General features: G+C 45.2%; 21 protein-coding genes, 1 tRNA gene and 1 pseudogene. 9 read left to right on the forward strand and 14 right to left on the reverse strand.

The features are described from left to right. Window positions 1-365 precede the first annotated feature (365 nt). The 4 genes and pseudogenes from OGX93_RS08225 to OGX93_RS08240 form a co-directional block, all read left to right on the forward strand. Complete coding sequence (locus OGX93_RS08225; RefSeq protein ID WP_199971275.1) at window positions 366-953, forward strand: rolling circle replication-associated protein; 588 nt, start codon at window positions 366-368, stop codon at window positions 951-953. A gap of 98 nt (window positions 954-1051) precedes the next feature. Next, window positions 1052-1258, forward strand: coding sequence for a helix-turn-helix transcriptional regulator (locus OGX93_RS08230; protein WP_199971274.1), 207 nt, complete (start codon window positions 1052-1054; stop codon window positions 1256-1258). Window positions 1259-1360: 102 nt separating this feature from the next. Then, on the forward strand, window positions 1361-1936 hold the full coding sequence (locus tag OGX93_RS08235; RefSeq protein WP_199971273.1) for a hypothetical protein: 576 nt from the start codon (window positions 1361-1363) through the stop codon (window positions 1934-1936). Between the two features lie 74 nt (window positions 1937-2010). Beyond that, window positions 2011-2208 (forward strand): annotated as a pseudogene (locus OGX93_RS08240) (IS3 family transposase); the annotation flags it as partial. Between the two features lie 375 nt (window positions 2209-2583). Here OGX93_RS08240 and OGX93_RS08245 read toward each other — a convergent pair. After that, window positions 2584-4086 (reverse strand): ATP-dependent nuclease, encoded by a 1503-nt coding sequence (locus tag OGX93_RS08245; protein ID WP_199971272.1) that lies wholly within the window; start codon window positions 4084-4086, stop codon window positions 2584-2586. A gap of 727 nt (window positions 4087-4813) precedes the next feature. On the opposite strand from OGX93_RS08245, the gene OGX93_RS08250 reads away from it, so the two are divergent. After that, entirely contained in the window at window positions 4814-6049 is a 1236-nt protein-coding gene (locus OGX93_RS08250; RefSeq protein ID WP_199971271.1) for a HEPN domain-containing protein, read from the forward strand. 134 nt (window positions 6050-6183) lie between these two features. On the opposite strand, the gene arsC is transcribed toward OGX93_RS08250, so the two are convergent. From arsC to arsR, 5 genes are read right to left on the reverse strand one after another with little or no spacing between them, the layout of a single operon-like run. After that, complete coding sequence (arsC, locus tag OGX93_RS08255) at window positions 6184-6609, reverse strand: glutaredoxin-dependent arsenate reductase (protein ID WP_199971270.1); 426 nt, start codon at window positions 6607-6609, stop codon at window positions 6184-6186. A 12-nt stretch (window positions 6610-6621) separates the two neighbouring features. Next, the gene (gene arsB, locus OGX93_RS08260) at window positions 6622-7911 is read right to left on the reverse strand and encodes an arsenite efflux transporter membrane subunit ArsB (protein ID WP_199971269.1); all 1290 of its coding nucleotides are present in this window, start codon (window positions 7909-7911) and stop codon (window positions 6622-6624) included. A 47-nt stretch (window positions 7912-7958) separates the two neighbouring features. Continuing rightward, entirely contained in the window at window positions 7959-9710 is a 1752-nt protein-coding gene (gene arsA, locus OGX93_RS08265; protein WP_286449350.1) for an arsenite efflux transporter ATPase subunit ArsA, read from the reverse strand. A gap of 17 nt (window positions 9711-9727) precedes the next feature. Continuing rightward, window positions 9728-10090: an arsenite efflux transporter metallochaperone ArsD gene (gene arsD / locus OGX93_RS08270; RefSeq protein WP_024273801.1), complete on the reverse strand. Its 363-nt coding sequence runs from the start codon at window positions 10088-10090 to the stop codon at window positions 9728-9730. Between the two features lie 47 nt (window positions 10091-10137). Further along, window positions 10138-10485, reverse strand: coding sequence for an As(III)-sensing metalloregulatory transcriptional repressor ArsR (arsR, locus tag OGX93_RS08275; RefSeq protein WP_060571114.1), 348 nt, complete (start codon window positions 10483-10485; stop codon window positions 10138-10140). Window positions 10486-10831: 346 nt separating this feature from the next. Between arsR and OGX93_RS08280 the strand changes: the two genes are divergently transcribed. From OGX93_RS08280 to OGX93_RS08290, 3 genes are all read left to right on the forward strand, one after another. Continuing rightward, a complete protein-coding gene (locus tag OGX93_RS08280; protein ID WP_004129395.1) occupies window positions 10832-11917 on the forward strand; it encodes a nucleoid-associated protein in 1086 nt (361 codons plus the stop codon). A 2-nt stretch (window positions 11918-11919) separates the two neighbouring features. Then, window positions 11920-13206, forward strand: coding sequence for a hypothetical protein (locus OGX93_RS08285; RefSeq protein WP_004129398.1), 1287 nt, complete (start codon window positions 11920-11922; stop codon window positions 13204-13206). Between the two features lie 627 nt (window positions 13207-13833). Next, window positions 13834-14751, forward strand: a complete 918-nt coding sequence (locus OGX93_RS08290; RefSeq protein WP_060571148.1) for a restriction endonuclease — start codon at window positions 13834-13836, stop codon at window positions 14749-14751. Window positions 14752-15236: 485 nt separating this feature from the next. On the opposite strand, the gene OGX93_RS08295 is transcribed toward OGX93_RS08290, so the two are convergent. From OGX93_RS08295 to proB, 6 genes are all read right to left on the reverse strand, one after another. Beyond that, entirely contained in the window at window positions 15237-15647 is a 411-nt protein-coding gene (locus tag OGX93_RS08295; RefSeq protein ID WP_004129411.1) for a hypothetical protein, read from the reverse strand. Between the two features lies 1 nt (window position 15648). Next, window positions 15649-16347, reverse strand: coding sequence for an HNH endonuclease signature motif containing protein (locus OGX93_RS08300; protein ID WP_060571112.1), 699 nt, complete (start codon window positions 16345-16347; stop codon window positions 15649-15651). 441 nt (window positions 16348-16788) lie between these two features. After that, on the reverse strand, window positions 16789-18027 hold the full coding sequence (locus tag OGX93_RS08305) for a tyrosine-type recombinase/integrase (protein WP_199971266.1): 1239 nt from the start codon (window positions 18025-18027) through the stop codon (window positions 16789-16791). Between the two features lie 163 nt (window positions 18028-18190). Beyond that, window positions 18191-18266, reverse strand: a tRNA-Thr gene (locus OGX93_RS08310). Window positions 18267-18381: 115 nt separating this feature from the next. After that, complete coding sequence (gene proA, locus OGX93_RS08315; RefSeq protein WP_286449348.1) at window positions 18382-19635, reverse strand: glutamate-5-semialdehyde dehydrogenase; 1254 nt, start codon at window positions 19633-19635, stop codon at window positions 18382-18384. An 11-nt stretch (window positions 19636-19646) separates the two neighbouring features. Beyond that, window positions 19647-20750, reverse strand: a complete 1104-nt coding sequence (gene proB / locus OGX93_RS08320; RefSeq protein ID WP_012133771.1) for a glutamate 5-kinase — start codon at window positions 20748-20750, stop codon at window positions 19647-19649. Window positions 20751-21039: 289 nt separating this feature from the next. Between proB and phoE the strand changes: the two genes are divergently transcribed. Continuing rightward, window positions 21040-22092, forward strand: a complete 1053-nt coding sequence (gene phoE / locus OGX93_RS08325; protein ID WP_024130644.1) for a phosphoporin PhoE — start codon at window positions 21040-21042, stop codon at window positions 22090-22092. A 104-nt stretch (window positions 22093-22196) separates the two neighbouring features. On the opposite strand, the gene crl is transcribed toward phoE, so the two are convergent. Continuing rightward, window positions 22197-22595: a sigma factor-binding protein Crl gene (crl, locus tag OGX93_RS08330; protein WP_047458752.1), complete on the reverse strand. Its 399-nt coding sequence runs from the start codon at window positions 22593-22595 to the stop codon at window positions 22197-22199. A gap of 57 nt (window positions 22596-22652) precedes the next feature. Then, window positions 22653-23897, reverse strand: coding sequence for an esterase FrsA (gene frsA / locus OGX93_RS08335; RefSeq protein ID WP_058668603.1), 1245 nt, complete (start codon window positions 23895-23897; stop codon window positions 22653-22655). Window positions 23898-23915 lie beyond the last annotated feature (18 nt).

The following is a 23915-nucleotide window of genomic DNA, read 5'->3' on the forward strand; positions in this document are numbered from 1 at the left end:
GCCTTTCAACGTGCACACCATGCCTGGATTTTAATGATATCTGAGAAACTTTGACGTACATCATGTAGAACGTTTACTTGGAACACTAAAAATTGACTATGTTGCACTCCCTGACGGCTGTCACGGATAGCAGGCAATATAAATGTAAAAGCCATAGGGAAACTGTGCAGTGCCATCAGGTTAAAAAATAATTAAGGTTAATTGGTATTATAGAGAGTAGATCTCAATTCATAGCCATCTAACATCCCCACAACAGAATGACAAATATCCGTCAAAAGCGATTGAACCCTGCTTTACAAGCATCCTTAAAGAGACAAAAAAACAGATGTGCTATTTCCTTTGAATTCATCCAAAGGAACAGAACAATGCAAAGACATTACCCACACTTTAAAAAATTCACTCCAAATGATTTTCTACTGAATATGATCAATCACCATCTTAATCAGATCCTGGCATGTCATTCCAAAATACTGGCGTTCCGAATGGATTTTGATTACCAGCGAGGCACTAACCGATTTATTCGTAACTCTTCCATCGAAATACAGGATGACCTTAGAGAACTGACGCAAGCAATGATCACTCTTCCCGGAGTTATCGGCTTTTTTTGGGTACTGGAATGGACATCTGAAGGGGCTGTTCATGCTCATGCCATTTTTTATCTTAATGGTCAGGAACATCAGAAATCATTCCCATTTATTTTACAGGCAGGAGAACTATGGCACCAGATTACTCATGGAGAGGGGAAATATCAGCAATGCAAACCAAAAAAATATCATCAGGACAACATTAACAATGTTGTCCGATACCAAAACAACGATGCCGTAAGCAGCTTGAGACGCATAGTGAGTTATCTGACAAAAGAAGACCAGAAATATGGCTTCCTGATCTGGGGATGCAATGAGGTGCCACTACCAGCACGACAGGGAAGACCCAGAAAATATATACCCGGCTAATACTATTTTTTACGGCACCACCGGTACCTATGCCGGAGCGGGAAGTAACAAGAATAAGACCTTCTCCGGTTTCCATTCAGATACCGGAGAATCAAATCATGACTATTCAAATTTCCCTGCTCGAAGAACAATTCATCGATATGGCATTCATTACGCAACTCACCCAGTTGACCGACAAATGGTTTTACAAACTGATTAAAGACGGTAAATTTCCAAAACCGACCAAGTTTGGCCGCAGTTCCCGTTGGCGTAAAAGTGAAGTCGAAGCCTGGCTGCAGGCTCGAATCGACGAATCACGCAGCTAGATAGCTCTCCTTACATATCACTTTCCTGACAGACACACTCTTTATCCGCTCATTGCAGAGGTTTGCGGCTGCCTGTCATTCAGTATTCAGAGATAATTCACCATGAAAGAGACAAAGACGCGATATAACAGTTTGCTAGTCAGCTATCAACGTTGGCTAAACGGGTTCACAAAACTGGTCATCATAAATGGCATGTGTCATCCCAATATTCAGGCCAGCCACCACCTGATGGTGGGCAGTCTGTACTTTCCCGGCGCGGGGCAGATGACTGCAGTGGTACCACAATGCCTTTACCGACTGATTTACGGAAGTCAGCATCCAGAAGCAGTGTCGGTAGTGACTGATATGCAAATCAGCCTTGAGACAAAGCAAAAAACTTTACTGCACCACCCAATGCTGGAAGGGATATTGCTGAGTGAATGTATCCGCCTGAAACAACGCCCACTGGCAAATAGGCTGATTAGCCTGTTACAACAATTCAGCTCACCGGAGCATCGCCACAAACTGGTCTGGCTATGTTGGTACGATCTGATGATGGGGACGACGCTGGAAGACTGGCTGGATAACCTGAAACGTATGTCACCTGAAGCTCTAGGCTTGTGGCTGGTTGGACGGCAGGAGGAAAACATATCTCTCACGCAAATGATGGATGAATATCTGCTATTTACCGGCCACTGATATCAGTTCCGACTTGTGCCAAACCGCTTTACTCCTAGGAAAAAAGCAGAGTTCCTCCCGTCTAACAGTCCAATGAACGCTTCTTCAGGAGTCTGAAGAAAGAATGGGTACCGGTGGCGGGTTACACAAGCTTCAGCGATGCAGCCTAGGCAATAACGGACTATATCGTTGGGTATTACAGCGCGCTCAGGCCGCATGAATATAGCGGTGTGTTACTCCCAAACGAATCGGAAAATCGATATTGGAAAAACTCTAGCGGTGGCCAGTCTTAGTTAACCACTTCATTCACAATGATATCCACTTTTAATGTGGGAAACCTTTTTACTTCGGTTCAGGGCGTTGGAGCAGGTCACATCCGCATCTGGCAGCAGTGGATTGCCTGAGGAGTCTGCTCCTCGTTCACAGTGGACCTAAAGCTCGGTTAGCTTGTCCGCTTTGAGCGAGGAGTGGACGTTCTCAAGGCATTGCTTACATCGAGGATGTTTTAATCAGCGGGGTGCAGGTCACCGGCATTGACTGCAACTCGTTTCAGCGATTTAAAAAAAGAGACCGCTTCAGAGAGGAAGAATTAAAACATCAATTAATTCTTGCGACGACGGGACCCACAAAGCAGCTCGAGCCGCTCTGTTGGCTGCACCGCCGAGTAACTAACCTCGGATTATTGGCCCAACTAGCTGCATGATAGCTGGCCGATTCGCTCCAAAGTAGTGCTCAGCAAAAATCTTTAATACTGTCTCCTTAACACTTATGAATGTCACGTTCGGAATCTGGGCCAATAATGCATCGCAAACTTCGTTAACTATGTCCTTGCAAATATCACGTGACCTAGGGGTACCCTGCTGAGGAGGTTGCCGGACATCGCGCGGTCGAAGATGTACCCCATTGAGTCCGAAATACCGACGAACTTCATTCACTAAGTGCGCTCTATTCATGTGTATATATTGAGCAACTCCTTCCTCCGGCGTGAACGGTAGAAAGGATATTCTCTGTCTCTCGTCTCTGTAAATGCTGATTAGGTCGAGCTTCGTAGCGTTCTCGAGAACATCTTCCGCATCGGCATCAAGCATCACGTAAGACCGCGTAATTGATGGCAGTATGGGTCGCTGCCGGACGTAAAACCTCAGTACTTCTACAAGGCCTCCCACTGCAATTACGGTGACACTTGGCGTAAGATGTTGAGACGCAATTGAGTCTGTCAGAAATCTTCGTACAAACTGTTCAAGAATCGCTCGGGCAGCTTCATCTTCAACATAAATAACTACGTCAGAGGCTGACTCCTCTTGATATGCCAACGCACCTAACACATAGGAAGGGAAGCAATTTTTAGCGCAAATCACATGACCATTCTCATCCGATTGCAAGTGTAGAATACTGCCTTTGCTAGCTTGTTTTATTAAGGTTGCCGAGTGCGTGGACACCACGACTGTAAGTGATTTATCTATTGCGATCCTTTTTAGATATTCAAGCAATTCAGCTTGCGCTGTCGGATGCAACGCCAGCTCAATCTCATCAATTAAAATCATCGCTCCACGCTTACATGACGATAGCTTACGCAAAAGCTTTAGAATACAGATTTCACCAAGGCTAAAATTCTTTTCTGAGTAGTAACTCTTAGCTTGCTTGCCATGAGCCGGCAGCTCTAAAACAAACGCTTGAGAACCAATACCCGTTCGAACGTTGGTGATCTTCAAAGCAGAAAACTTTTGTGTCCCAAAAATTTTATTAGCAGCATCAACGATATCTTGCTGAGCAGGACGAAGCTTATTTGGAGAAAAATCCTCCTTACGGGGTTCAATCCGGTCAGCATCAGCGGCTACATAAATAGTTTCAGGGTAACCTAAACCCTCTAAAAACTTACTAGCACTTTTAGGAGTTGGTGACCACCGTTCGGTAACGTAAGTGTATGCAACCTCACCGTTACTGTTCGAGTAACTAATTGAAGCCCCCTCATTGGAGTCAAGTCGAACAGACTTCCGTGATGCCGGAAAGTGGACAGGGAAAGCGTTTCTATACCCAATTCGGCGCAGGCAACCTAGGACAGATGACTTGCCAGTACCATTGGTGCCTGTAAGTAACCAAACTCCAGTGCCAGGAATATCAAACTCAAGACTATTGATATGCCGTAATTTTTTAATGATTATCTTAGCCACATCCTATTCCTTGCTAATTCATTATTTATGCTTTAATTTACCGATTAAAGCACACGTCGAAAACTCCTGCAAAACTTTAAATGGGAACTCGAGGTAGTCATTCCGGCGGCGCGGTAAAGCTTTTCCATCCTCTGGTGCATTTTTAGTGCGCCCCTATACTCACTCCCCGCACTATCTGATATAAGGCAATACGACGACTCGACAACATTTATTGGAAAGAGATTGTACCTTCAATCAAGATCGCTTCTCCAGCTTAAAACTTACCCGAACTCTTACTTGCTTCAGGGCAAAGACATTCTGTCTCTTCGGTGAGTAGTGGCTTTTTGAGCGGCACCGCCTCCGTTCAGGGGAGTGTATATCATGCCGGAATTTTGTTTCTGAATAGAGCAGGATTTTGGGTCAGGGTCATTAGGGAAAAGGACAATTATTTAAAAAATACATTTAAATAAACGATTAACAATGTTGATATTACGTCCTGTCTTTCATTCCTCCGCTATTTGATTGAGCTAAGGTTTTGTCCGCAGTATGGGATACTGAAAACGTCCGCTTCTGGCACTGAGTGGACGTGTTTACTGGGGGGAAGGTCCGCTGCGAGCGAGAAGCGGACATAACTGATGAAGTGTTAACTTCTTGAATTTTATCTAATTACCTTTATTGTTTCAATAGAGATATAGTATCATGATAAGCATTGAATGTATTAGTTTACACCATCACATTAGGATTCAGGATGAGTTATAGCAAAGATATTTCCAGTCGAATTTTTAAATCATGTACATTAAATAAATCCACAATCGAAAAAATAATATTTTCTCACGATGGGTTAATTGGTAATGTCATTATAATCACTGACAATGAATCTTTTGAAAAAGGATTAGATGATTTGTCAAAAACCAATGATGGACAATTTATTTCAAAGATATATTTTAGATATTACATTGAAAAAACCTTATTTGAATGTGGTGATCACCCGGATGATGATGTAGATGTTCGTGTTAAATATTTCAAAAACCTCATTAATAGTCTAAGTTTAGTTAAGCAAACAGAACATAGGGTTGTTAAACAAGTATTTGGTGGAAATATAAAAAATGGGTCTCACCCTATTAATCTAGGGCCATTTTGTTTTTATGAGATTCCTCGCCATGCAAGTCATATAAAACTTCCATTCTCAGACCCTTTCTTTAGTAAACAGCAACCTACAAAAACTGTTGTTCAATTATGTGTGAAATCATTAGATTCCTATAAAGCTTCAGAAATTGCAGACACTTTTTTCAATACACTAGAATTGTCATTTTCTTTCTTATTGGCGAAGAAAGGTAAAGAGTTTTCTATAGGTGCTTTCATGTATGAGTTTTCTCCTACCGAACCACCGATTATTTATACGGAAGGCTCAATTTTTGGAAGGACTGAAAATAAACACGAACAAGATCAAATAATTGATCTGGCTGATCTGACTGATTATTTTCCAGAAAAAAAAGCAAGCTCGATGACAAATTTTTTTAATGTCGTTTTATCTCCGGGTACCCAGCTTGAAAGAAAACTTTCCAGAGCAGTTGAATGGATTGGAGAGGCTTATCGCGATAAAAACAGATCAAGTGCCTTACTGAAAGTCGTAATTGCGCTTGAAGCACTTTTCAAAGTTAATGAACGTAGTGTTATTACTGCCTCTATAGTAGCTAGCATGGCTGAACAATGTGCTTATATAAGTGGGGAATCAGTAGATGAATGCTTAGAAATTGAAGATTACGTCAAAGAACTATATGGATTAAGATCTAAAGTAGTCCATGCTGGGTCTAATAACCTTGGAGAAAATGAGTTGAAAAAGGCGTTAACATTTAGCCGCTCCATAATTTTCAAATTGATAGACTTGAAAATCAACGAGAAATTCGAATCAATTGATGAATTGCAGCCAAAGATCCGGGAAAGCAAATATAAATCATGTCCACTATGGCAAACTACTAATTAGGACACATTAGTGTAATGGACAATGTCCGCTTATGGCACAAAGCAGACCTCCTGAAGTGTTGCGAGGCCTGCTATGAGCGAAAGGCAGGCACCCACATAGCGTTAACAGGCGTCCGAAATTTTGAAGTGGGAAAATTACTTAACACGCTTCCCCGTTTCGTCAATGACCTTCTCACCATCCTCTTTGGTAAACGCTCCTTTCTGACTTTCCGGAAGAATATCCAGTACCTCTTCGGAAGGCCGGCACAGACGCGTTCCCAGCGGTGTCATCACTATCGGGCGATTAATCAGGATCGGATGCTGCAGCATAAAGTCAATTAGCTGGTCGTCAGTAAATTTATCTTCTGCAAGACCCAGTTCCTCATACGGCTCGACGTTCTTACGTAGCAAAGCCCGAACGGAAATGCTCATATCCGCAATGAGTTTGACTAGCTCATCGCGTGAAGGCGGAGTCTCAAGGTAAAGAATAACTGCCGGCTCATTACCGCTGTTGCGGATCATCTCCAGCGTATTACGCGACGTGCCGCAGGCCGGGTTGTGATAAATGGTGATGTTGCTCATATCAGTATCTCATTACAAAGTGAAAGAGAGACGTAGCGCCAGCGCTGCCAGCGTTACAAACAGCACAGGCAGAGTCATGACAATCCCGGTGCGGAAATAGTATCCCCAGGTGATGGTCATATTCTTCTGTGAAAGGACATGCAGCCAAAGCAGCGTTGCCAGGCTACCAATAGGTGTAATTTTAGGTCCCAGATCGCAGCCAATAACGTTGGCATAAATCATCGCTTCTTTGATAACGCCTGTTGCGGTGCTGCCATCAATAGAGAGCGCGCCAACCAGCACGGTAGGCATGTTGTTCATGATGGAAGACAGGAAAGCCGTCAGGAAGCCAGTACCGAGCGTCGCGGCCCAGAGTCCTTTATCCGCCAGTACATTCAGCACACCAGAAAGGTATTCGGTTAGCCCGGCGTTGCGCAGACCGTAGACCACCAGATACATCCCCAGCGAGAAAATAACGATCTGCCAGGGTGCCCCACGCAGCACTTTACCGGTATTAATGGCATGGCCTCGTTTAGCTACTGCAAACAGGATCACAGCTCCAACAGCCGCAATCGCGCTAACGGGAATACCGAGCGGCTCAAGGACAAAGAACCCAACCAGCAGAAGAATTAAAACTATCCAGCCGGTTCTGAAGGTTGCCAGATCTTTAATCGCCTTTGCCGGTACTTTCAGGAGAGCCAGGTCGTAAGTCGGTGGAATATCTTTGCGGAAGAACAGATGCAGCATCACCAGCGTGGCGATAATAGCGGCAATATCCACCGGCACCATTACCGACGCATACTCAGTGAAGCCCAGTCCAAAGAAGTCCGCCGAGACTATATTCACCAGGTTCGACACGATAAGCGGCAGGCTGGCCGTATCGGCAATAAAACCGGCAGCCATGACGAATGCCAGCGTGGTGCCTTTGCTGAACCCTAATGCCAGCAGCATGGCGATGACTATCGGCGTCAGAATAAGTGCCGCACCATCGTTGGCAAACAGTGCCGCCACCGCCGCACCGAGCAGAACGATATACGTAAAGAGCAAACGTCCACGACCGTTACCCCAGCGGGAAACGTGCAGCGCTGCCCATTCGAAAAAGCCGGACTCATCAAGCAGCAGGCTGATAATAATTACGGCAATAAAGGTCGCCGTCGCGTTCCAGACGATATTCCACACCACCGGAATATCGCCCACATGCACAACGCCAGATATCAGAGCCAGGCCCGCGCCCAGCATTGCACTCCAGCCGATCCCTAATCCCTTTGGTTGCCAGATAACCAAAACAATGGTCAGGACAAAAATAGCGCCTGCCAGTAACATAAAACCTCCTGACAGGGCGACTTTGCCGCCCTGTATATGCAAAAAAATTAACTCATCAACTCTCTGAGCTTTTCAATACCAGCGGGCTCTGACGCCAGCACCGGAACAAGCGCTATACGGTTAGCGTACTGATTCTTAACAGCCTCAATCTGAGGCTGTTCCTGATGAGCGCGCTGGCAAAGCAACGGAGAACGCGTATCCGCAATGGAAAGGCTGTTATTGATAATCCAGCCCCACGGATGAATTCCCGCTCTTTCAAGATCAGCCTGCAGGTTTGCCGCTTCCAGCACCGGTGTGGTTTCAGGAAGCGTAACCAGCAGAACTTTGGTTCGTTCCGGGTCCTGAAGCTGCATCATGGGGGTAGTAAAATGACCTTTACTCCCCATTTTTTTGGCAATCTCTCGGTGGTAAGCCCCGGTCGCATCCAGCAGCAACAGCGTGTGTCCGGTAGGGGCGGTATCCATAACAACAAAGCGCTTACCCGCTTCACGAATCACGCGGGAGAAGGCCTGAAACACGGCAATTTCTTCAGTACAGGGAGAGCGTAAATCCTCTTCCAGTAGCCGTTTCCCTGCTTCGTCCAGATCTCTTCCCTTCGTCTCAAGAACATGCTGGCGATAGCGTTCGGTTTCATCGTGAGGGTTGATGCGGCTGACCTGCAGATTTTTGAGGCTGCCGTTCAGCGTTGTACTCAGGTGCGCAGCAGGATCAGAGGTCGTGAGATGCACGTCAAATCCCATGTCTGCCAGCCTGACGCCGATGGCAGCAGCCATCGTGGTTTTCCCTACGCCACCTTTGCCCATCAGCATAATCAGGCCGTGTTCACTGCGAGCGATATCATCGACCAGGCCAGAGAGCGATAAGTTTTCAGGCGTGTACAGGACGTTCGTTACCGGGAGCGGTAATGCCTCAGAACGGGTATCCAGCAGTCCCTTCAATGCTGAAACACCAACCATATTGACTGGCTGTAGTAATAGGGTATCTGTCGGTAGCTCAGATAAACCGGCAGGAAGATTTGCCAGTGCCTCCTGCTCACGTTGCCATATCGCAGCGGCCAGGGCGTCATATTCAGTTTCGGCTTTAGGCAGCACACCATTAATCACCAGATACTGGTTTTTCAGGCCAATTGCAGCCAGTTCTTCATGGGTGCGGGCGACTTCCTGCAGCGTAGATTTTTGCAGTCGTGAAACCAGAACCAAGCGGGTACGTTCAGGATCGGATAACGCCTCTACTACATGAGCATACTGCTCACGCTGCTTTTCCAGCCCGGCCATTGGGCCAAGACAGGAAGCACCATCTGGATTACTTTCAATGAAGCTACTCCAGGCACCGGGAAGCTGGAGAAGGCGAATCGTGTGGCTCGTCGGCGCTGTATCAAAAATGATGTGATCGAAGCGGGTCAGCAGGGAAGCGTCTGTCAATAAGCCGGTGAACTCATCAAACGCTGCAATCTCAGTGGTACAGGCTCCTGAAAGCTGCTCGCTGATACTGTTAACAACATCATCAGGCAGAAGACCTTTGATAGGATCAACGATTCTGGCGCGGTATTGCTGGGCAGCTTCCTGCGGGTCAATCTCCAGAGCAGAAAGCCCAGGAACTGCCGTTACAGGGTGAATGGTGTTACCGATAGCCTGATCGAATACCTGGCCGACATTGGAGGCCGGATCGGTACTGACCAGCAAAACCCGCTTACCCTGTTCGGCAAGGCGGATAGCCGTCGCGCAGAAAATAGAAGTTTTTCCTACACCTCCCTTACCGGTAAAAAACAGGTAAGGCGGGATATTCTGTAAGAATTTCATTTGTCCTCCTGACATATTCAGCAACAGGAAGTATTACCACCACAGCAGCTGGTGGGAGCTAACGCCACCTTCTCCAGCGGAATACCGAACCAGCGAGCCAGCTCAGCGCGTTTTGGGTATCGCCCTGCCATCACCGTTTCACCGTCCAACAGCAGTAACGGAAGCCCTTCTGCTCCAGATGCTTCGAGGAATGCTTTCGCTTTCTCATTCTGAACAAAGCTCATGGGCTGCTGCGCCAGGTTGTAACGTTCAACCTGGACGCCACGTCCTTTCAGCCACTGCACATCAGCAGAAAAATCAACCAGAACCTGATCGACATCTGAGCCACATACGCCGGTACTGCAGCACATTGCCGGGTCAAACACCGTTAACGTCTTCATTCTGAATACATCACATTCGAAATATCATATATGTTCAGGCAAATTTTTTAGATGCAAACACCCTTACCGCTACCAGAGCAGTTTGCCGATGCCAGCTTACGGGCGATGGCCTGTACGTCGTCCTGTTGGCTTAACCAGGCCTGCTCAATCACCTGAGCGGCCCAGGAAGGAATATGCGGGGACAAGCGGTAGTGAACCCACTTGCCTTGTTTACGATCCAGCAATAGACCACTTTCCCGGAGCATTGCCAGATGACGGGAGATCTTGGGCTGCGACTGCTCCAGCGCTGTACAGAGATCGCACACGCACAGCTCTCCCATCTCTCTGAGCAGCAGCACGATGCCTAGACGGGTTTCATCGGAGAGGTTTTTGAAGAGTTGTAGGGAAGTAAACATCTTATTCGCTCCATCATGCCTGCCGTGAGCATACTCCAAATTAGGATTATAGAAATTAATACATGCGTTTTATCATATACATGATATCTAAGTGCCTAGTTTCATGCAACTGTACAGATTTAGTTACGTTACTTAACGAAGCTTTTGAAACCATGTATAAAAAATCAAACTTCTCCCCTAAAAACTGTCGTTTTGTTCATATATGCAAGAAAAAAACCTTTTTACCCTTAATCGTAAACATTACACTATCTGAAACAGGCAACCTTCGGAGCTGAAAGAGATTTTTTCAGCTTTTTTATGAGGTTAGGTTGATCACTATAGTGATATATTGATGATAGGTATAAAAATGGCATTTCAGTTAAGGCATTGTGTTATACACGAACTAGTAAAAGAAAGTGGAAAACAGCGCGTTGAGGCTATTATTAAGCAGGTTCTGCCTACAGATGACAAATATGTGCAGGAATTAGTAAAATCTCTGAATGACTTAATTGGAAAAAAAGAAAACCAAGCAGCAAGAGGTACTTTTGACATTGAGGATCCTACTTACAGGGTACCTAATGCTTTCCAAGACTATTACAACGGTAAGGCAGAGCCTGATTCATTTCATACATTTTCAACTGTGTGTATGAACGAGCTTACTCGGCAAGCAAAAGACCCTTCGAGAGTTGCCGCATCCGGTGGAGCAATAGTATTTGCTCATTACACAAGTGGCACCTCAAACTTCATGCTTATTACAATGGTTAAGCAAAAGGAAGCTTTACGGCTAGATGAAAATTTAAAGCCCGTCGGGATCGTTCAAATAGACATGGCCAAGATACATCAGGCTGCAAGGGTAAATTTTGATAGATATTATCAATATGAAACATTACCGGAAGAAGAAAAACCTACGTATCTCGCTTTCGTCAGTCCTAAAATAAATCAGGATGCTTCGGGGTATTTTGTAGCAGCCTTAGGATGTTCAGATAGTGTTCCCTCTGCTAAAGCCACTGATGGCGCACTTAATGGGGTTAAACAATACTTCGAAGCGAATAAAGAATTAACTGCGTATAAAAATCAAGCATATGATGCTGTACTCAATTATTTAACATTAAAAGAAGATGGTAAATTAGCATCTCTTACCGAAATCGACCATGCAGTTAGAAGTACAGTTCCTGCAGATAAGTATGAACATATGGATAACTTTATAACCTATCTTAATAGTGAGGAAATTGGACTACCGTTAGAGTTTTCTATTAACAGAGCTGTGCTCGGTAGACGTGCGAAAGTAAAAGCTAAGTCAAATGGGTGGGAGTTAAACTTTGAAAGACGATTTTTTGGTACAGCTCCAGGATCAGTAATCCAGTATAATCGTGCAGATAAAAAACTGATAATATCGAAGCTAGACGAAAATATCATACAAAAATTAGAAGCTGTTCTTAAAGAGAGAGGGTAATTATGTCCGCTCAACAATTTGAAAAATTAGTCAATTTATATCGTGGGCTCGGTAGACCTGCCATGACTGATTCTCAATTTGTTTTCAAGGGAAAACTTAGCGATAACCTTACGCAGCTAAAAGAGCTATGGGATGAACATAATCCAATGCTCTCAGATTTTGAAATATTATTTAGTGATTCAAATGCCGGGACTTATTTCGGTGATATCTTCCCCATCAATATTGATCATGATACAGATGTAACACTGAAGGTCTCTTTACCGGGTGGGGATTTTCAATTTGTAGATTCACTTGATGTCTTTTTATCATTTGATAACAAATTAAACATGGGGTTAGATGTCGAGAATGTATATCTTGTTCAAGAAGATTATATTTTTGGAGAAAATACTGACAACCTAACAATTAAAAATACATTAATACTTTCTCATTTTATAAATGAACTCAGCAAATTAGCAAACTATATTGATCGAATTGATGACAATGGCCGCCTTAAGATTGTATTTATTGATACCGGAAGTTCTAAAAAAACACCTCCAATTGTACTTGAGCCAAAGATATCGATAGATAATGCTTCTTACCCTGCCGTAGATTTATCAGTCTTTAATAATATCAATAATCATGAGAATGATAATGCTCATGTTCAAGAAAAACAATCAATGTTTAGAGTTTCAGTAATCGAAGTGCTACGAGAAGTAGATGGGGAGGAAGACAATTTTAATAAATTAATTAAACATTGGGAACTCCTGAAAGAGACATATTACGGTAATTTTGAATGCTATTTGACGAACTTTTCATTTCTGAAACAAAAAAAAGAAGCTGCCGAAAATTACATGTCAGTATCAAGTAAAATATCAAATACTCTATCCTCTATTTCAGGGAAACTTTTCGGCCTTCCCATTTCCATAGGTGTTGCTCTTGCTATATTAAAATCATCAGAAAAATTTGAAAGTATTCTCACATTAATTGGTGTCGCAATCACATCACTGTTAATATTATTTACCATTCAAGATCAGAGAAAGGTCCTTTATTCTATAAGGGCGTCCATAGATGCTTTGTTTAGCCATACAAAATCGGCTAAATCTGGTGAACTGTCAGAACTTATAGCCTCCCATAAAAGAGATCTTTTTTCTCAGGCTGATAAACTTAACTCAGTTATGGTTATCTTTTTAATTTTATCAGTCACACCATTCATCCTCTCATTATTAGTTTATTTATCGAAATTTGAACCAGCCATTGTTATTAAATTCGATGAGTATATATCAATATTCATGAAGCAATTACTATCTTAATTTTAAAAAAAGCCCACTTAAAAATAAAATTTAGCTAGCTAACAATGGCAATGGCAATGGCAATGGCAATGGCAATGGCAATGGCAATGGCAATGGCAATGGCAATGAATATGACAGCATGACATTATTAACTTAACGCTATGATTATAAAGAATATTTAACAAAAACCTACATGCAATTGAATACAGAATTGCCCATACCCCATAACTAGTTTCGCAACGCAAATGCATCTTACAAACATAGCCAGTCCGATATTCCAATCAGGTTATTAGGAGAATGCAACTGAAGTAGAAACTCCCCTATGTAAAATATCATCTCAACCGGAACTTGAATATGGCGGTCATTGCTTGCTTAGTCTGCTTTGAGCGAGAAGTGGATTAAGTATGGCACAAATACCGATTTATGGGTGTTTATCACAAACGTGATATATAGTTTCCTGTGATTAACTCAATGCCTTGACACACAAAATGGTATCCGTTTGATTCATTGATTCATTGATTCATTGATTCATTGATTCATTGATTCATTGATTCATTGATTCATTGATTCATTGATTCATTGATTCATTGATTCAGGAGGGTTTTAGTGATAAAAAAGTCATATAACCTTTGGGATTTAAGGCTAGTTGTGAAAAAAATCAGTCCTTCCGATGTGAAATATATAAAACTAGGTCCCGGTGGAAAATGGGAAGCCGAATGTATTGATACCGGTATCATAAAATTTGGCTACCACGAGACACCAAATCAACTCTGTATAGATGGTAAATGGGCTGAGGTTCATGAAATATGGAAAATCATCAGGGGAAGTAAAACGGGTACAGCTACTAGTGACCTTAACCAGATAAAAGTGTTTTATACTGCTCAGGAAGATACTGTCTTTATCACCTTCTACGGTGGTTTTCTTTATTGGTGCAGACCAACAGGCGACGTCACTGTTCTTCAGGATGGCAGCAGAATTCGTCAGACTATTGATGGATGGCACAATCGTAGCATCAACGGGACAATTTTCACTATTAGTTCAATAAATGGTGAGTTGAATGCAACCCATGGATTCAGAGGCACTATCTGTAATGTTAAAAAAGCCGAATATGTTATCCGAAAAATTAATGATGAATATTCGCCTGAAATTATTGAGTTTGATCTCGCCGAAACTAGCTATCTGAATTCAATTCGTCAACTTTGTAAGCTATTGACATGGCAAGACTTCGAGTTGCTAGTAGACCTTATATTTTCTCAAAGTGGATGGCGACGAGTCGGTAGTCTGGGCAAAACGCAAAAAACGATTGACCTTGTATTGGAACTACCGACAACTCGCGAAAATGCATTGGTTCAAGTTAAGTCCATAGCAGACAATGCTACGTTGGATGAATATGTAAAAAGATTCCATGAATGTGATGCCTACGACAGAATGTTTTTTGTCTGGCATAGTGGTCCGCTGAATGAAGATCAACAAATTGACGGTGTTACATTAATTGGGCCTGAAAAACTATCAGAGATTATTTTGGAAAGCGGGTTGACCCGTTGGCTTCGAAAAAAAGTATGGTGATAAAAAGTAAGAGTATTTGATATATTGATGACCAATTACGGACAATACTTTAAGATATATAGTTATTTCATGTCGCGAATTTAATGTGTATTGATATCTATAATAATAAACTCCCACTCGGCATTTAAACTTAGTTTAAATATGGTGAGTTGAAGTTGTAAAAATATTTTTTATAGTTAATAATTCCTTATTGATTGCATTATTTCTATTAACTCACTTACGATGATTTCTTTCTCTATTCCTGAGTACTCACCCAATTGAACTGCAAAAGACTTCTCGATAAAGTTAAATTTATCTTCCTCAGATTTTGATAGCATAGTGACATGTGCGTTAGATATTCTGAGTAACATTTCTGATTTCAATGAAATTGCTTCAAGACAGGATTTGTAACTATTCGAATCATGAATTATTAACAAATCCACATCATTAAAATCTCCGGAGCTTTTAAAAAAAGAACCAAAACCATAAATAATCACATTCAAGGGTTACAACCAACCATATTCTTTGAATTTCTCTTTTTCATAATCAGTCATATATTCCCAGAACTGCATTTTATTGATCGCAGCCATAAATCCTCTAATGTCAAAAATTCCCACATTTTTCTTCATGCACTCATATTTTAAATCCAGACTATATCCGCACCAGTTAGAACTTATTATAACTGCATCTAACTCCCCATAATTCTGACAAGACTCTACGTACTCTGCAGTGCTAAATGAATAACACTCGCAGATAAAAACTTTTAACATCTTACCATTAGTTAATTGGATGTTGTAAAGCCCTTTTTTTATCTCATGACAAGATGTAACTTTACTATGTTCATGCATTCTCTGCTCAAAGAAATTGTAGTTTCCATAGTAACTTAGCCATGGGAATTTATCATTATGAGCTGACATATTACTCTCCTAAAATTAAGGTTTCAAAGTCTAATGGAAATCTTTGTATGGCGTTATAAGGTATTTCATCATTAACCCATCTTTCATAGCTTTCAGCATGTTGAATAAATTTACTTACTAATCTTTGCTCGTTCCGAGAAAACAACTCTCTATTCCCCTGGAGAATTTTAACAATTTCTCTATTATTAGGAACGATTATTGAGAGGCGTTCAGATGTCCATACGGCATAAATTTGCTCACTGTTAGGATTCTTTTTAGCATTATCCGATAAAGGCCCATATTGTTCCCAACTTTGATGATTTTCAGCTAAGTATGTAGAAATTTGGTCTTTCAGTTTATCAGCAGACTCAAATTTAATAATAGCTAATCGGTTAGAAATCGACACCTCATGTTCTCTTTTCATTTCATGGAGAATTTCAACGCTAAATCTATCAACGTTTTCAACTTTATCAATTAATGTATGATGGGTTGGACAGAGTAAAATAAGATTCTCGTAACTATCTCGTTCAGAAGCAGGCTGTTCAATGTCATAGCGATTGGAACCTGGTCTATTCCCTTTTATATGTGCCATCTCCCCAATAGTATATGGGGCACCTTCAGCAGCCTCCGCTACTGAAAGTTTTTCATTGCAACCGCTAAAAGAACATATACCAGCAGCATTAGACCATAAAATCTTTATCGCTTTTTCTGAAATTGCCATGCGTATGCCTACTTGTCAAAAATTTTGCGCAAATTTTTTTATTTTTTGTAATAAATAATATGTAATTCCAACGACAATAACATACTATTGAATTACATTAAATGATGTGGAACTAAAAATAACACATACTAAACCCCAATGACGCCAAACTGATTTAGTTATTTTAAAATAGCAATAAATCAGTAAAGTAGCTAGTGCCTAAGCATGGGGAAAAACATCAAATCTAAAATCTTTGAGATGGATCAAAAAAAACAACACTCAGTAAAAAGTGACAATAACATTCTTTTTATTTATAATGTACCAATATTCCCCTATAAAAAAATTACGAATCTAATTCTATTAAAATTGCTAAATTACTTTGCAATCAGAATGTCTGTTTTTGGTGCAAAACTAACTATCAAGAAAAGAGGTATCTAAGATACTCCGAATGAAAATAGCCTCCTAGAGATCTAGATGTCTTTTAGCTATTTTATATGTTTCGAGAATATTCCTTTTTAGTGTCTCCCCTTTTTGCAACTCAGCCATATAGTTTGCATACCACTGCATCATCTCCCTCCGCCCATCCAGATACAACGCATGGTTATACGTCCCACGAATCGCATTCTTATCAACGTGAGCCAGCTGGGTTTCAATCCACGCTGTATTGAACCCTTCCTCATGCAAAATCGTACTCATCGTGTGGCGGAAACCATGCCCCGTTACCTTCCTCGTATATCCAATCCGCTTGAACACCTGATTTATACTCGCTTCGCTCATCGTTTTACGGGGGTCATTCCTTCCAGGAAACACAAGAGGATATTGCCCAGACATCACTTTGAGCTGCTGTACGATCTCCAGCGCTTGGGTAGAGAGGGGGACAAGGTGAGGCCGTTTCATCTTCATTCGCTCGGCAGGAATTTCCCACACCGCCTTCTCAAGATCAAACTCACTCCAGAAAGCACCTCGAAGCTCACCGGTGCGAACTCCCGTAAGGATCAGCAAACGTGCGGCAAGAACAACCAGCGGGCTGCCTGTATAGCCAGAAAGAGCTTTAAAGAAGTCTGGTAACTCCTCAACGGTAAGGAAGGGATAATGCTTCGATTCATGCCCTGACATCGCGCTGGTTAGATCCACAGCCGGATTGTATTCCGCACGGCCAGTAACGATGGCGTAGCGAAAGACTTCGCTGCAGCGCTGGCGAACCTTCTTAGCTTTCTCTGTCGCGCCACGGCTTTCCATCCGACGCAGCACATTAAGCAGAACCAGCGGTTTGATTTCATTTACTGACTGCTGGCCGATATAGGGGAAAATATCTTTATTGAATGCTTCGATGATATCGGAGGCATAACCTTCTGACCATCGGCTCACCTTCGTTCCGTGCCATTCAAGTGCCACAGCCTGAAACGTATTATTGAGCTGCACATCGCGAACCAGCTTTTCTTCTTTCTTGGCGAAAGACGGATCGATGCCCTCGGCCAGCTTTTTCTTGGCTTCATCACGTAGTGCCCTCGCTTGTGCAAGGGACACTGCTGGATAGACACCAAAAGCCATCCGCTTCTCTTTTCCATTGAAGCGATACTTCATCCGCCAGTATCTGGAACCAGAGGGCACAACCTCAAGATACAAACCAGCACCATCTGCCAGCTTATAGGCTTTCTCTCTGGGTTTAGCTGCATCTACCTGTCGCGCATTTAGCTTCATTGGGGGCATCTCCTTGGACCGAACACAGAATGCCCCCACTTATGCCCCCAACTATAACTTGATTCCGGTTGAGTCCAGTTGATAACAGGAGATAAGATACGGGCTTGAAGCCGCAGTATACGGGCTTTAAGTTGATTTCGGTAGACTTGGGAAGAGTTTGAAATGGTGCCGATAATAGGAGTCGAACCTACGACCTTCGCATTACGAATGCGCTGCTCTACCAACTGAGCTATATCGGCCCTGAAAGGACATGACCACGAGTGTGAATCACGGGGTAGAAGGTTAAAACTAACCGGGTGATGCGTCAATAGCCTTGTGAATCAAGTGGCTGATTTTGCATCACTCCGGTTTTAATTACGCACGAATGGTATCGTCACCGATGCCGATCCACTTGTAGGTGGTCAGCGCTTCCAGCCCCATTGGGCCGCGTGCGTGTAATTTTTGCGTGCTGACGGCCACTTCCGCGCCAAGGCCAAATTGTCCGCCATCGGTAAATCGGGTAGAAGCATTGACGTAAACGGCGGACGAATCCACTTCATTCACAAAACGATCGGCGTTGCGCAGAGTGCGCGTCAGGATCGCATCGGAATGTTGAGTACCGTGTTCACGAATATGCGCAATTGCGTCATCCAGGCCGGCCACGATTTTCACGTTCAGATCCAACGACAGGAACTCGTCGTCATACTCTTCGGCTTTCACCGCTACCACGTTCGCCGGGCCTGATTTCAGTTGGGCCAGCGCCGTATCGTCAGCATGCAGCGTGACGCCGCTTTCCGCCATTTGCTTGCTCAGCGCAGGCAGAAAACGCGCAGCGATATCCTGATGCACCAGCAGCGTTTCCACCGTGTTGCAGGTACTTGGACGCTGGGTTTTCGCATTGACGATGATCTTCAGCGCCGGTTCGATCTTCGCGCTGTCGTCAACAAAGATATGGCATACGCCAATCCCGCCGGTGATCACCGGGATCGTCGACTGCTCACGGCACAGCTTGTGCAGGCCCGCGCCGCCACGAGGGATCAGCATGTCGATGTATTTATCCATACGCAGCATTTCATTGACCAGCGCGCGATCCGGGCTGTCGATCGCCTGGACTGCGCCAGCAGGTAAGCCGCAGGCTTCCAGTGCTTGCTGAATCACCGCAACCGTTGCCGCATTGGTGCGATACGTCTCTTTACCGCCGCGCAGAATCGCCGCGTTGCCGGTTTTCAGGCATAACGAGGCGACGTCAACGGTCACATTGGGACGCGCTTCGTAAATCACGCCAATGACGCCCAGCGGAACACGACGACGTTCCAGACGCAGCCCGCTGTCCAGCAGACCGCCATCAATCACCTGTCCGACCGGGTCGGCCAGGTTACACACCTGACGGACGTCATCGGCAATCGCTTTCAGGCGCGCCGGCGTCAATGCCAGACGATCCAGCATCGCTTCGCTGAGGCCGTTTTCGCGCGCCTCGGCAACGTCCTGGGCGTTAGCGCTCAGGATGCTTTCAGTTTGCGCTTCCAGTTCATCCGCTATTTTTTCCAGTACGCGGTTCTTCTCGCAGCTGGAGAGTAGCGCCAGTTTGTAGGACGCCGCTTTGGCAGCAATGCCCATTTGTTCCAGCATACGTCGGCTCCTTAACGGGTAATCATGTCATCGCGATGGACAGCGACCGGGCCATATTCATAGCCAAGAATCGCGTCAATCTGCTGAGAGTGGTGACCAGCAATACGGCGCAGCGCGTCGCTGTTATAACGGGTGACGCCGTGGGCGATATCGCGCCCTTCCTGGTTACGGATGCGGATCACTTCACCACGCGAGAAGTTACCTGTCACGCTTTTAATGCCTTTTGGCAATAATGAGCTACCGCGTTCCAGAATCGCAGATGTCGCCCCTTCATCCACCGTGATTTCACCGGCAGGCGGCGCGCCAAAGATCCAGCGTTTGCGGTTTTCCAGCGGGGAGGCTTGCGCATGGAAACGGGTTCCCGCAGAAATGCCTGCCATAACATCGCCAATCACGCCCGGCTTGCTACCCGCCGCGATGATGGTGTCGATTCCGGCACGACAGGCAACGTCGGCAGCCTGCAATTTGGTGCCCATTCCCCCGGTTCCCAGGCCAGAGACGCTGTCGCCCGCAATCGCACGCAGCGCATCATCAATGCCGTACACGTCTTTAATCAGCTCAGCCTGCGGGTTGGTTCGCGGATCGGCGGTAAACAACCCTTGCTGATCGGTCAGTAACAACAATTTGTCGGCGCCCGCCAGAATGGCGGCCAGCGCGGAAAGATTGTCGTTATCGCCCACTTTTATTTCAGCGGTCGCCACGGCATCGTTTTCATTGATGACAGGGACAATATTGTTGTCCAGCAGCGCACGCAGGGTGTCACGCGCGTTCAGGAAGCGCTCTCTGTCTTCCATATCCGCACGCGTCAGCAGCATCTGCCCGATGTGAATACCGTAGATAGAGAATAGCTGTTCCCAAAGCTGAATCAGACGACTCTGCCCCACCGCCGCCAACAGTTGTTTAGACGCTATGGTCGCCGGGAGTTCCGGGTAGCCAAGATGCTCACGCCCGGCGGCGATAGCACCCGACGTGACGATCACAATACGATGGCCTGCGGCATGTAGCTGCGCGCATTGACGAACAAGTTCTACGATATGGGCACGGTTCAGGCGGCGCGATCCGCCCGTTAGCACACTGGTGCCGAGTTTTACCACCAGCGTCTGGCTGTCACTCATGATTCTCTGCCATTCAAAATAGGGGAAAATGATATCAAACGAACGTTTTAGCAGGACTGGCCCCGGTTGCCAACAACCAGAGCACAAAGCATGAAATTTTGTTGCGCAGGATCAGCAAGCATAGCGGCAGTTTCTGACAATTTTATTACCGCAATAATAAATCATCCTTTTTTAAAAATATTCTTAATTTGTCATAAAACCTTCATTGCAGAGCGTTAAAAACCATCCTGTTTTTCACGGGGATCACTCCCAGCGAATATTAGCGCGTAATTTTAAATCAGGAATGAAAATGAAAAAGAGCACTCTGGCATTAGTGGTGATGGGTATTGTTGCATCGGCATCCGTGCAGGCAGCAGAAGTGTATAACAAAAACAGTAATAAACTGGACGTGTATGGCAAAGTAAAAGCGATGCACTACATCAGTGATGATGACAGCAAAGATGGCGACCAGACTTATATCCGCTTTGGCTTTAAAGGCGAAACGCAGATTAACGATCAGCTGACCGGTTACGGTCGCTGGGAAGCTGAGTTCGCCGGTAACAAAACAGAAAGTGAAGGCGGTCAGAAAACCCGTCTGGCTTTTGCGGGTCTGAAGCTGAACGATTTCGGTTCGTTAGATTATGGTCGTAACCTGGGCGCCCTGTACGACGTTGCCGCGTGGACGGATATGTTCCCTGAATTCGGTGGCGACGGCCTTGCACAGACCGACAACTTTATGACCAAACGCGCCAGTGGCCTGGCAACTTACCGTAACACCGATTTCTTCGGCGTTATCGATGGTCTGAACTTAACCCTGCAATATCAGGGTAAAAACGAAAACCGCGACGTCAAAAAGCAGAATGGCGACGGTTTCGGCACATCTCTGAGCTATGACTTCGGCGGCAGCGACTTCGCCATCATCGGCGCATACGCCAATTCAGACCGCACCAATGAGCAGAACCTGCAATCTCGCGGACAAGGTAAAAACGCGGAAGGTTGGGCGACGGGTCTGAAATATGACGCCAATAACATTTACCTGGCGACTATCTATTCTGAAACCCGCAACATGGCGCCTATTTCCGGTGGTTTCGCCAATAAAGCGCAAAACTTCGAAGCGGTTGCCCAGTATCAGTTTGATTTCGGTCTGCGTCCTTCCCTGGGCTATGTTCAGTCTAAAGGCAAAGATATTGAAGGTATCGGTGATGAAGATATCGTGAAATATATCGATGTGGGCGCAACATATTATTTCAATAAAAATATGTCCGCGTTCGTTGATTATAAAATCAACCAGATTGACGATGATAACAAGCTGGGCGTAAGCAGCGATGATATCGTCGCGATTGGTATGACGTACCAGTTCTGATTGTCTTAATTTGCCGGATGACGACGCTCAGGCGTCTTATCCGGCCTACTCTTTTGCACTGTTGCAGGCCGGATAAGCGTAGCGTCATCCGGCATTATTCTATGTTACGCCGTTAACTTCACCGGTTCTTTGAAGTTATCGGCGGGTTCCAGCGCCAGATTCAGCGAAGTCAGCAGTGCACGCAATTTTTCATGAAACTCGCGCAGGGTGTACTCCAGGCGTTCAACCACTTCGGTCTCTTTAATCGGCACGGCGGTCCAGTTACCTTCTTTGTCAAACAGGCCAAACTGGTAGCTGTAGGTAAAGCGTTTTTCCTGCGCTTCCAGTTCCATCCACCAGCCCCAGAATTCACGTTTCTCAGGCGCTGGCTTCACGTTGACGCAAACAGCCAGGCAATCGAAAAAAAAACGATTATCTTCGCACTGCCCTTCGCGTATATACGGGCCAAGCGCAGTGAATTTCTTGATCAATCTACTTTTCGGGTGTCCACTCGGTAACGTCATTGCGATCTCCTTTGGTGAAGCAACTGTTTTACCAAAACAATAAAATTTAGCAATCCATTAACACAATCTGTGATTGATCCAACCGGTAATTTCTTTCAGCGCAGTGTCAAAATTGCGATACACCGGATTAAACGGAATCTCCATCAGCTTACCGTCGGAAGATGACGAGGTGATGAGCCGGGACTCCTCTTCCGGGCTAAACGGATCGTTTTTCCAGAAGCCAGATAACATCGGCGTTGGGCAGCGTCTGCCAAGCAACCCCTGCACCTTCAGTGAATAACGATTTAGCTCAACGCGCAGCGCTTCATCTGACGCATCATGCATCCCCAGACGGCTTGCCAGCACGTCAAGATACATTTCCGGCACCGTCCCCTGACGTTGTGAATCGCTTAACAACGCATGGACCACCGGCCCCAGACAGGCTACCGCTTTCAGTCGCGGCGCTTCCAGGTAGGCCAGACGTACCGCAACGTTAGCGCCAAAACGAAAACCAAACGCCGCCACCCGGGTATGATCAACCCACGGCACCCCAGGCAGCGCTTTCAACACATGCTGATGCAGCAGACTGGAGTCCTGGGTGAGTTTCCATTTTGACGAGAATCCAACCGACGGCATATCCAGCGTCAGCATCGCCATACCGCGCGGCGCGAAGTAACGTTCGAACAGGGTGTAATAGTCCGTTTGCATGGAGTCCAGGCCGCCGCACATCAGTACGGTCGGGAACGGACCATCCCCCTTCGGCATATGCAAAAACGCAGTGACAGGCGCGCCGCCGGGGATCGCAAACGCCATTTCACGCAGCGAGCCCGGCAAGCGTTGCGCGGCCTCTTCGTACGCGCGGTTCGCCAGCGCCTGCGCCTGCTCCGCCAGCTCATCCCCTTTAAGATGCGGGTAAGCCGCAATGTTGTAGAGCGAGGAAGCGTGCAGCCAGTGACGCCCGCTGCGCTGTGGGTCTGTTTCCTGGCAGGCTTTCTGCTGCCATTCCATCGCCTGTTTCGACCATTCAAAGATCCAGTTACCGCCACGGTAGCCAATCACCGTGTCGTACAGCTCTTTGTCGGTTCGCTCGGCTTCGCTCATTACGATACGCGCCTGCACATCAAGGATTTCTCGCGGATCGATACCGCGCCAGATCCACATCAGACGGTTGATCATGCGATACCAGTGCGGCACGTTTTTACCATCCAGAGTGGACTGCACGGACGGCTGCGTTCCGTGATTGAAGCGCCGGACAAGCGTCGACGTTTCAGGATGTTTGAAGCGGGGTTTAAACAGGGTTTCGCTGAGGTTAGCCTGTGACATTCGTACAGCCTCCAAGGG

Source organism: Citrobacter sp. CK195 (genome assembly GCF_030333365.1).
Classification (GTDB): Bacteria; Pseudomonadota; Gammaproteobacteria; order Enterobacterales; family Enterobacteriaceae; genus Citrobacter_B; species Citrobacter_B koseri.

What these genes read in the sequence shown, in the direction of transcription:
- OGX93_RS08225 (WP_199971275.1), top strand. Translation starts at nt 366, where the DNA reads ATGCAAAGACATTACCCACACTTTAAAAAATTCACTCCAAATGATTTT.
- OGX93_RS08230 (WP_199971274.1), top strand. Translation starts at nt 1,052, where the DNA reads ATGACTATTCAAATTTCCCTGCTCGAAGAACAATTCATCGATATGGCA.
- OGX93_RS08235 (WP_199971273.1), top strand. Translation starts at nt 1,361, where the DNA reads ATGAAAGAGACAAAGACGCGATATAACAGTTTGCTAGTCAGCTATCAA.
- OGX93_RS08250 (WP_199971271.1), top strand. Translation starts at nt 4,814, where the DNA reads ATGAGTTATAGCAAAGATATTTCCAGTCGAATTTTTAAATCATGTACA.
- arsC (WP_199971270.1), bottom strand. Translation starts at nt 6,609, where the DNA reads ATGAGCAACATCACCATTTATCACAACCCGGCCTGCGGCACGTCGCGT.
- arsB (WP_199971269.1), bottom strand. Translation starts at nt 7,911, where the DNA reads ATGTTACTGGCAGGCGCTATTTTTGTCCTGACCATTGTTTTGGTTATC.
- arsA (WP_286449350.1), bottom strand. Translation starts at nt 9,710, where the DNA reads ATGAAATTCTTACAGAATATCCCGCCTTACCTGTTTTTTACCGGTAAG.
- arsD (WP_024273801.1), bottom strand. Translation starts at nt 10,090, where the DNA reads ATGAAGACGTTAACGGTGTTTGACCCGGCAATGTGCTGCAGTACCGGC.
- arsR (WP_060571114.1), bottom strand. Translation starts at nt 10,485, where the DNA reads ATGTTTACTTCCCTACAACTCTTCAAAAACCTCTCCGATGAAACCCGT.
- OGX93_RS08280 (WP_004129395.1), top strand. Translation starts at nt 10,832, where the DNA reads ATGGCATTTCAGTTAAGGCATTGTGTTATACACGAACTAGTAAAAGAA.
- OGX93_RS08285 (WP_004129398.1), top strand. Translation starts at nt 11,920, where the DNA reads ATGTCCGCTCAACAATTTGAAAAATTAGTCAATTTATATCGTGGGCTC.
- OGX93_RS08295 (WP_004129411.1), bottom strand. Translation starts at nt 15,647, where the DNA reads ATGTCAGCTCATAATGATAAATTCCCATGGCTAAGTTACTATGGAAAC.
- OGX93_RS08300 (WP_060571112.1), bottom strand. Translation starts at nt 16,347, where the DNA reads ATGGCAATTTCAGAAAAAGCGATAAAGATTTTATGGTCTAATGCTGCT.
- OGX93_RS08305 (WP_199971266.1), bottom strand. Translation starts at nt 18,027, where the DNA reads ATGAAGCTAAATGCGCGACAGGTAGATGCAGCTAAACCCAGAGAGAAA.
- proA (WP_286449348.1), bottom strand. Translation starts at nt 19,635, where the DNA reads ATGCTGGAACAAATGGGCATTGCTGCCAAAGCGGCGTCCTACAAACTG.
- proB (WP_012133771.1), bottom strand. Translation starts at nt 20,750, where the DNA reads ATGAGTGACAGCCAGACGCTGGTGGTAAAACTCGGCACCAGTGTGCTA.
- phoE (WP_024130644.1), top strand. Translation starts at nt 21,040, where the DNA reads ATGAAAAAGAGCACTCTGGCATTAGTGGTGATGGGTATTGTTGCATCG.
- crl (WP_047458752.1), bottom strand. Translation starts at nt 22,595, where the DNA reads ATGACGTTACCGAGTGGACACCCGAAAAGTAGATTGATCAAGAAATTC.
- frsA (WP_058668603.1), bottom strand. Translation starts at nt 23,897, where the DNA reads ATGTCACAGGCTAACCTCAGCGAAACCCTGTTTAAACCCCGCTTCAAA.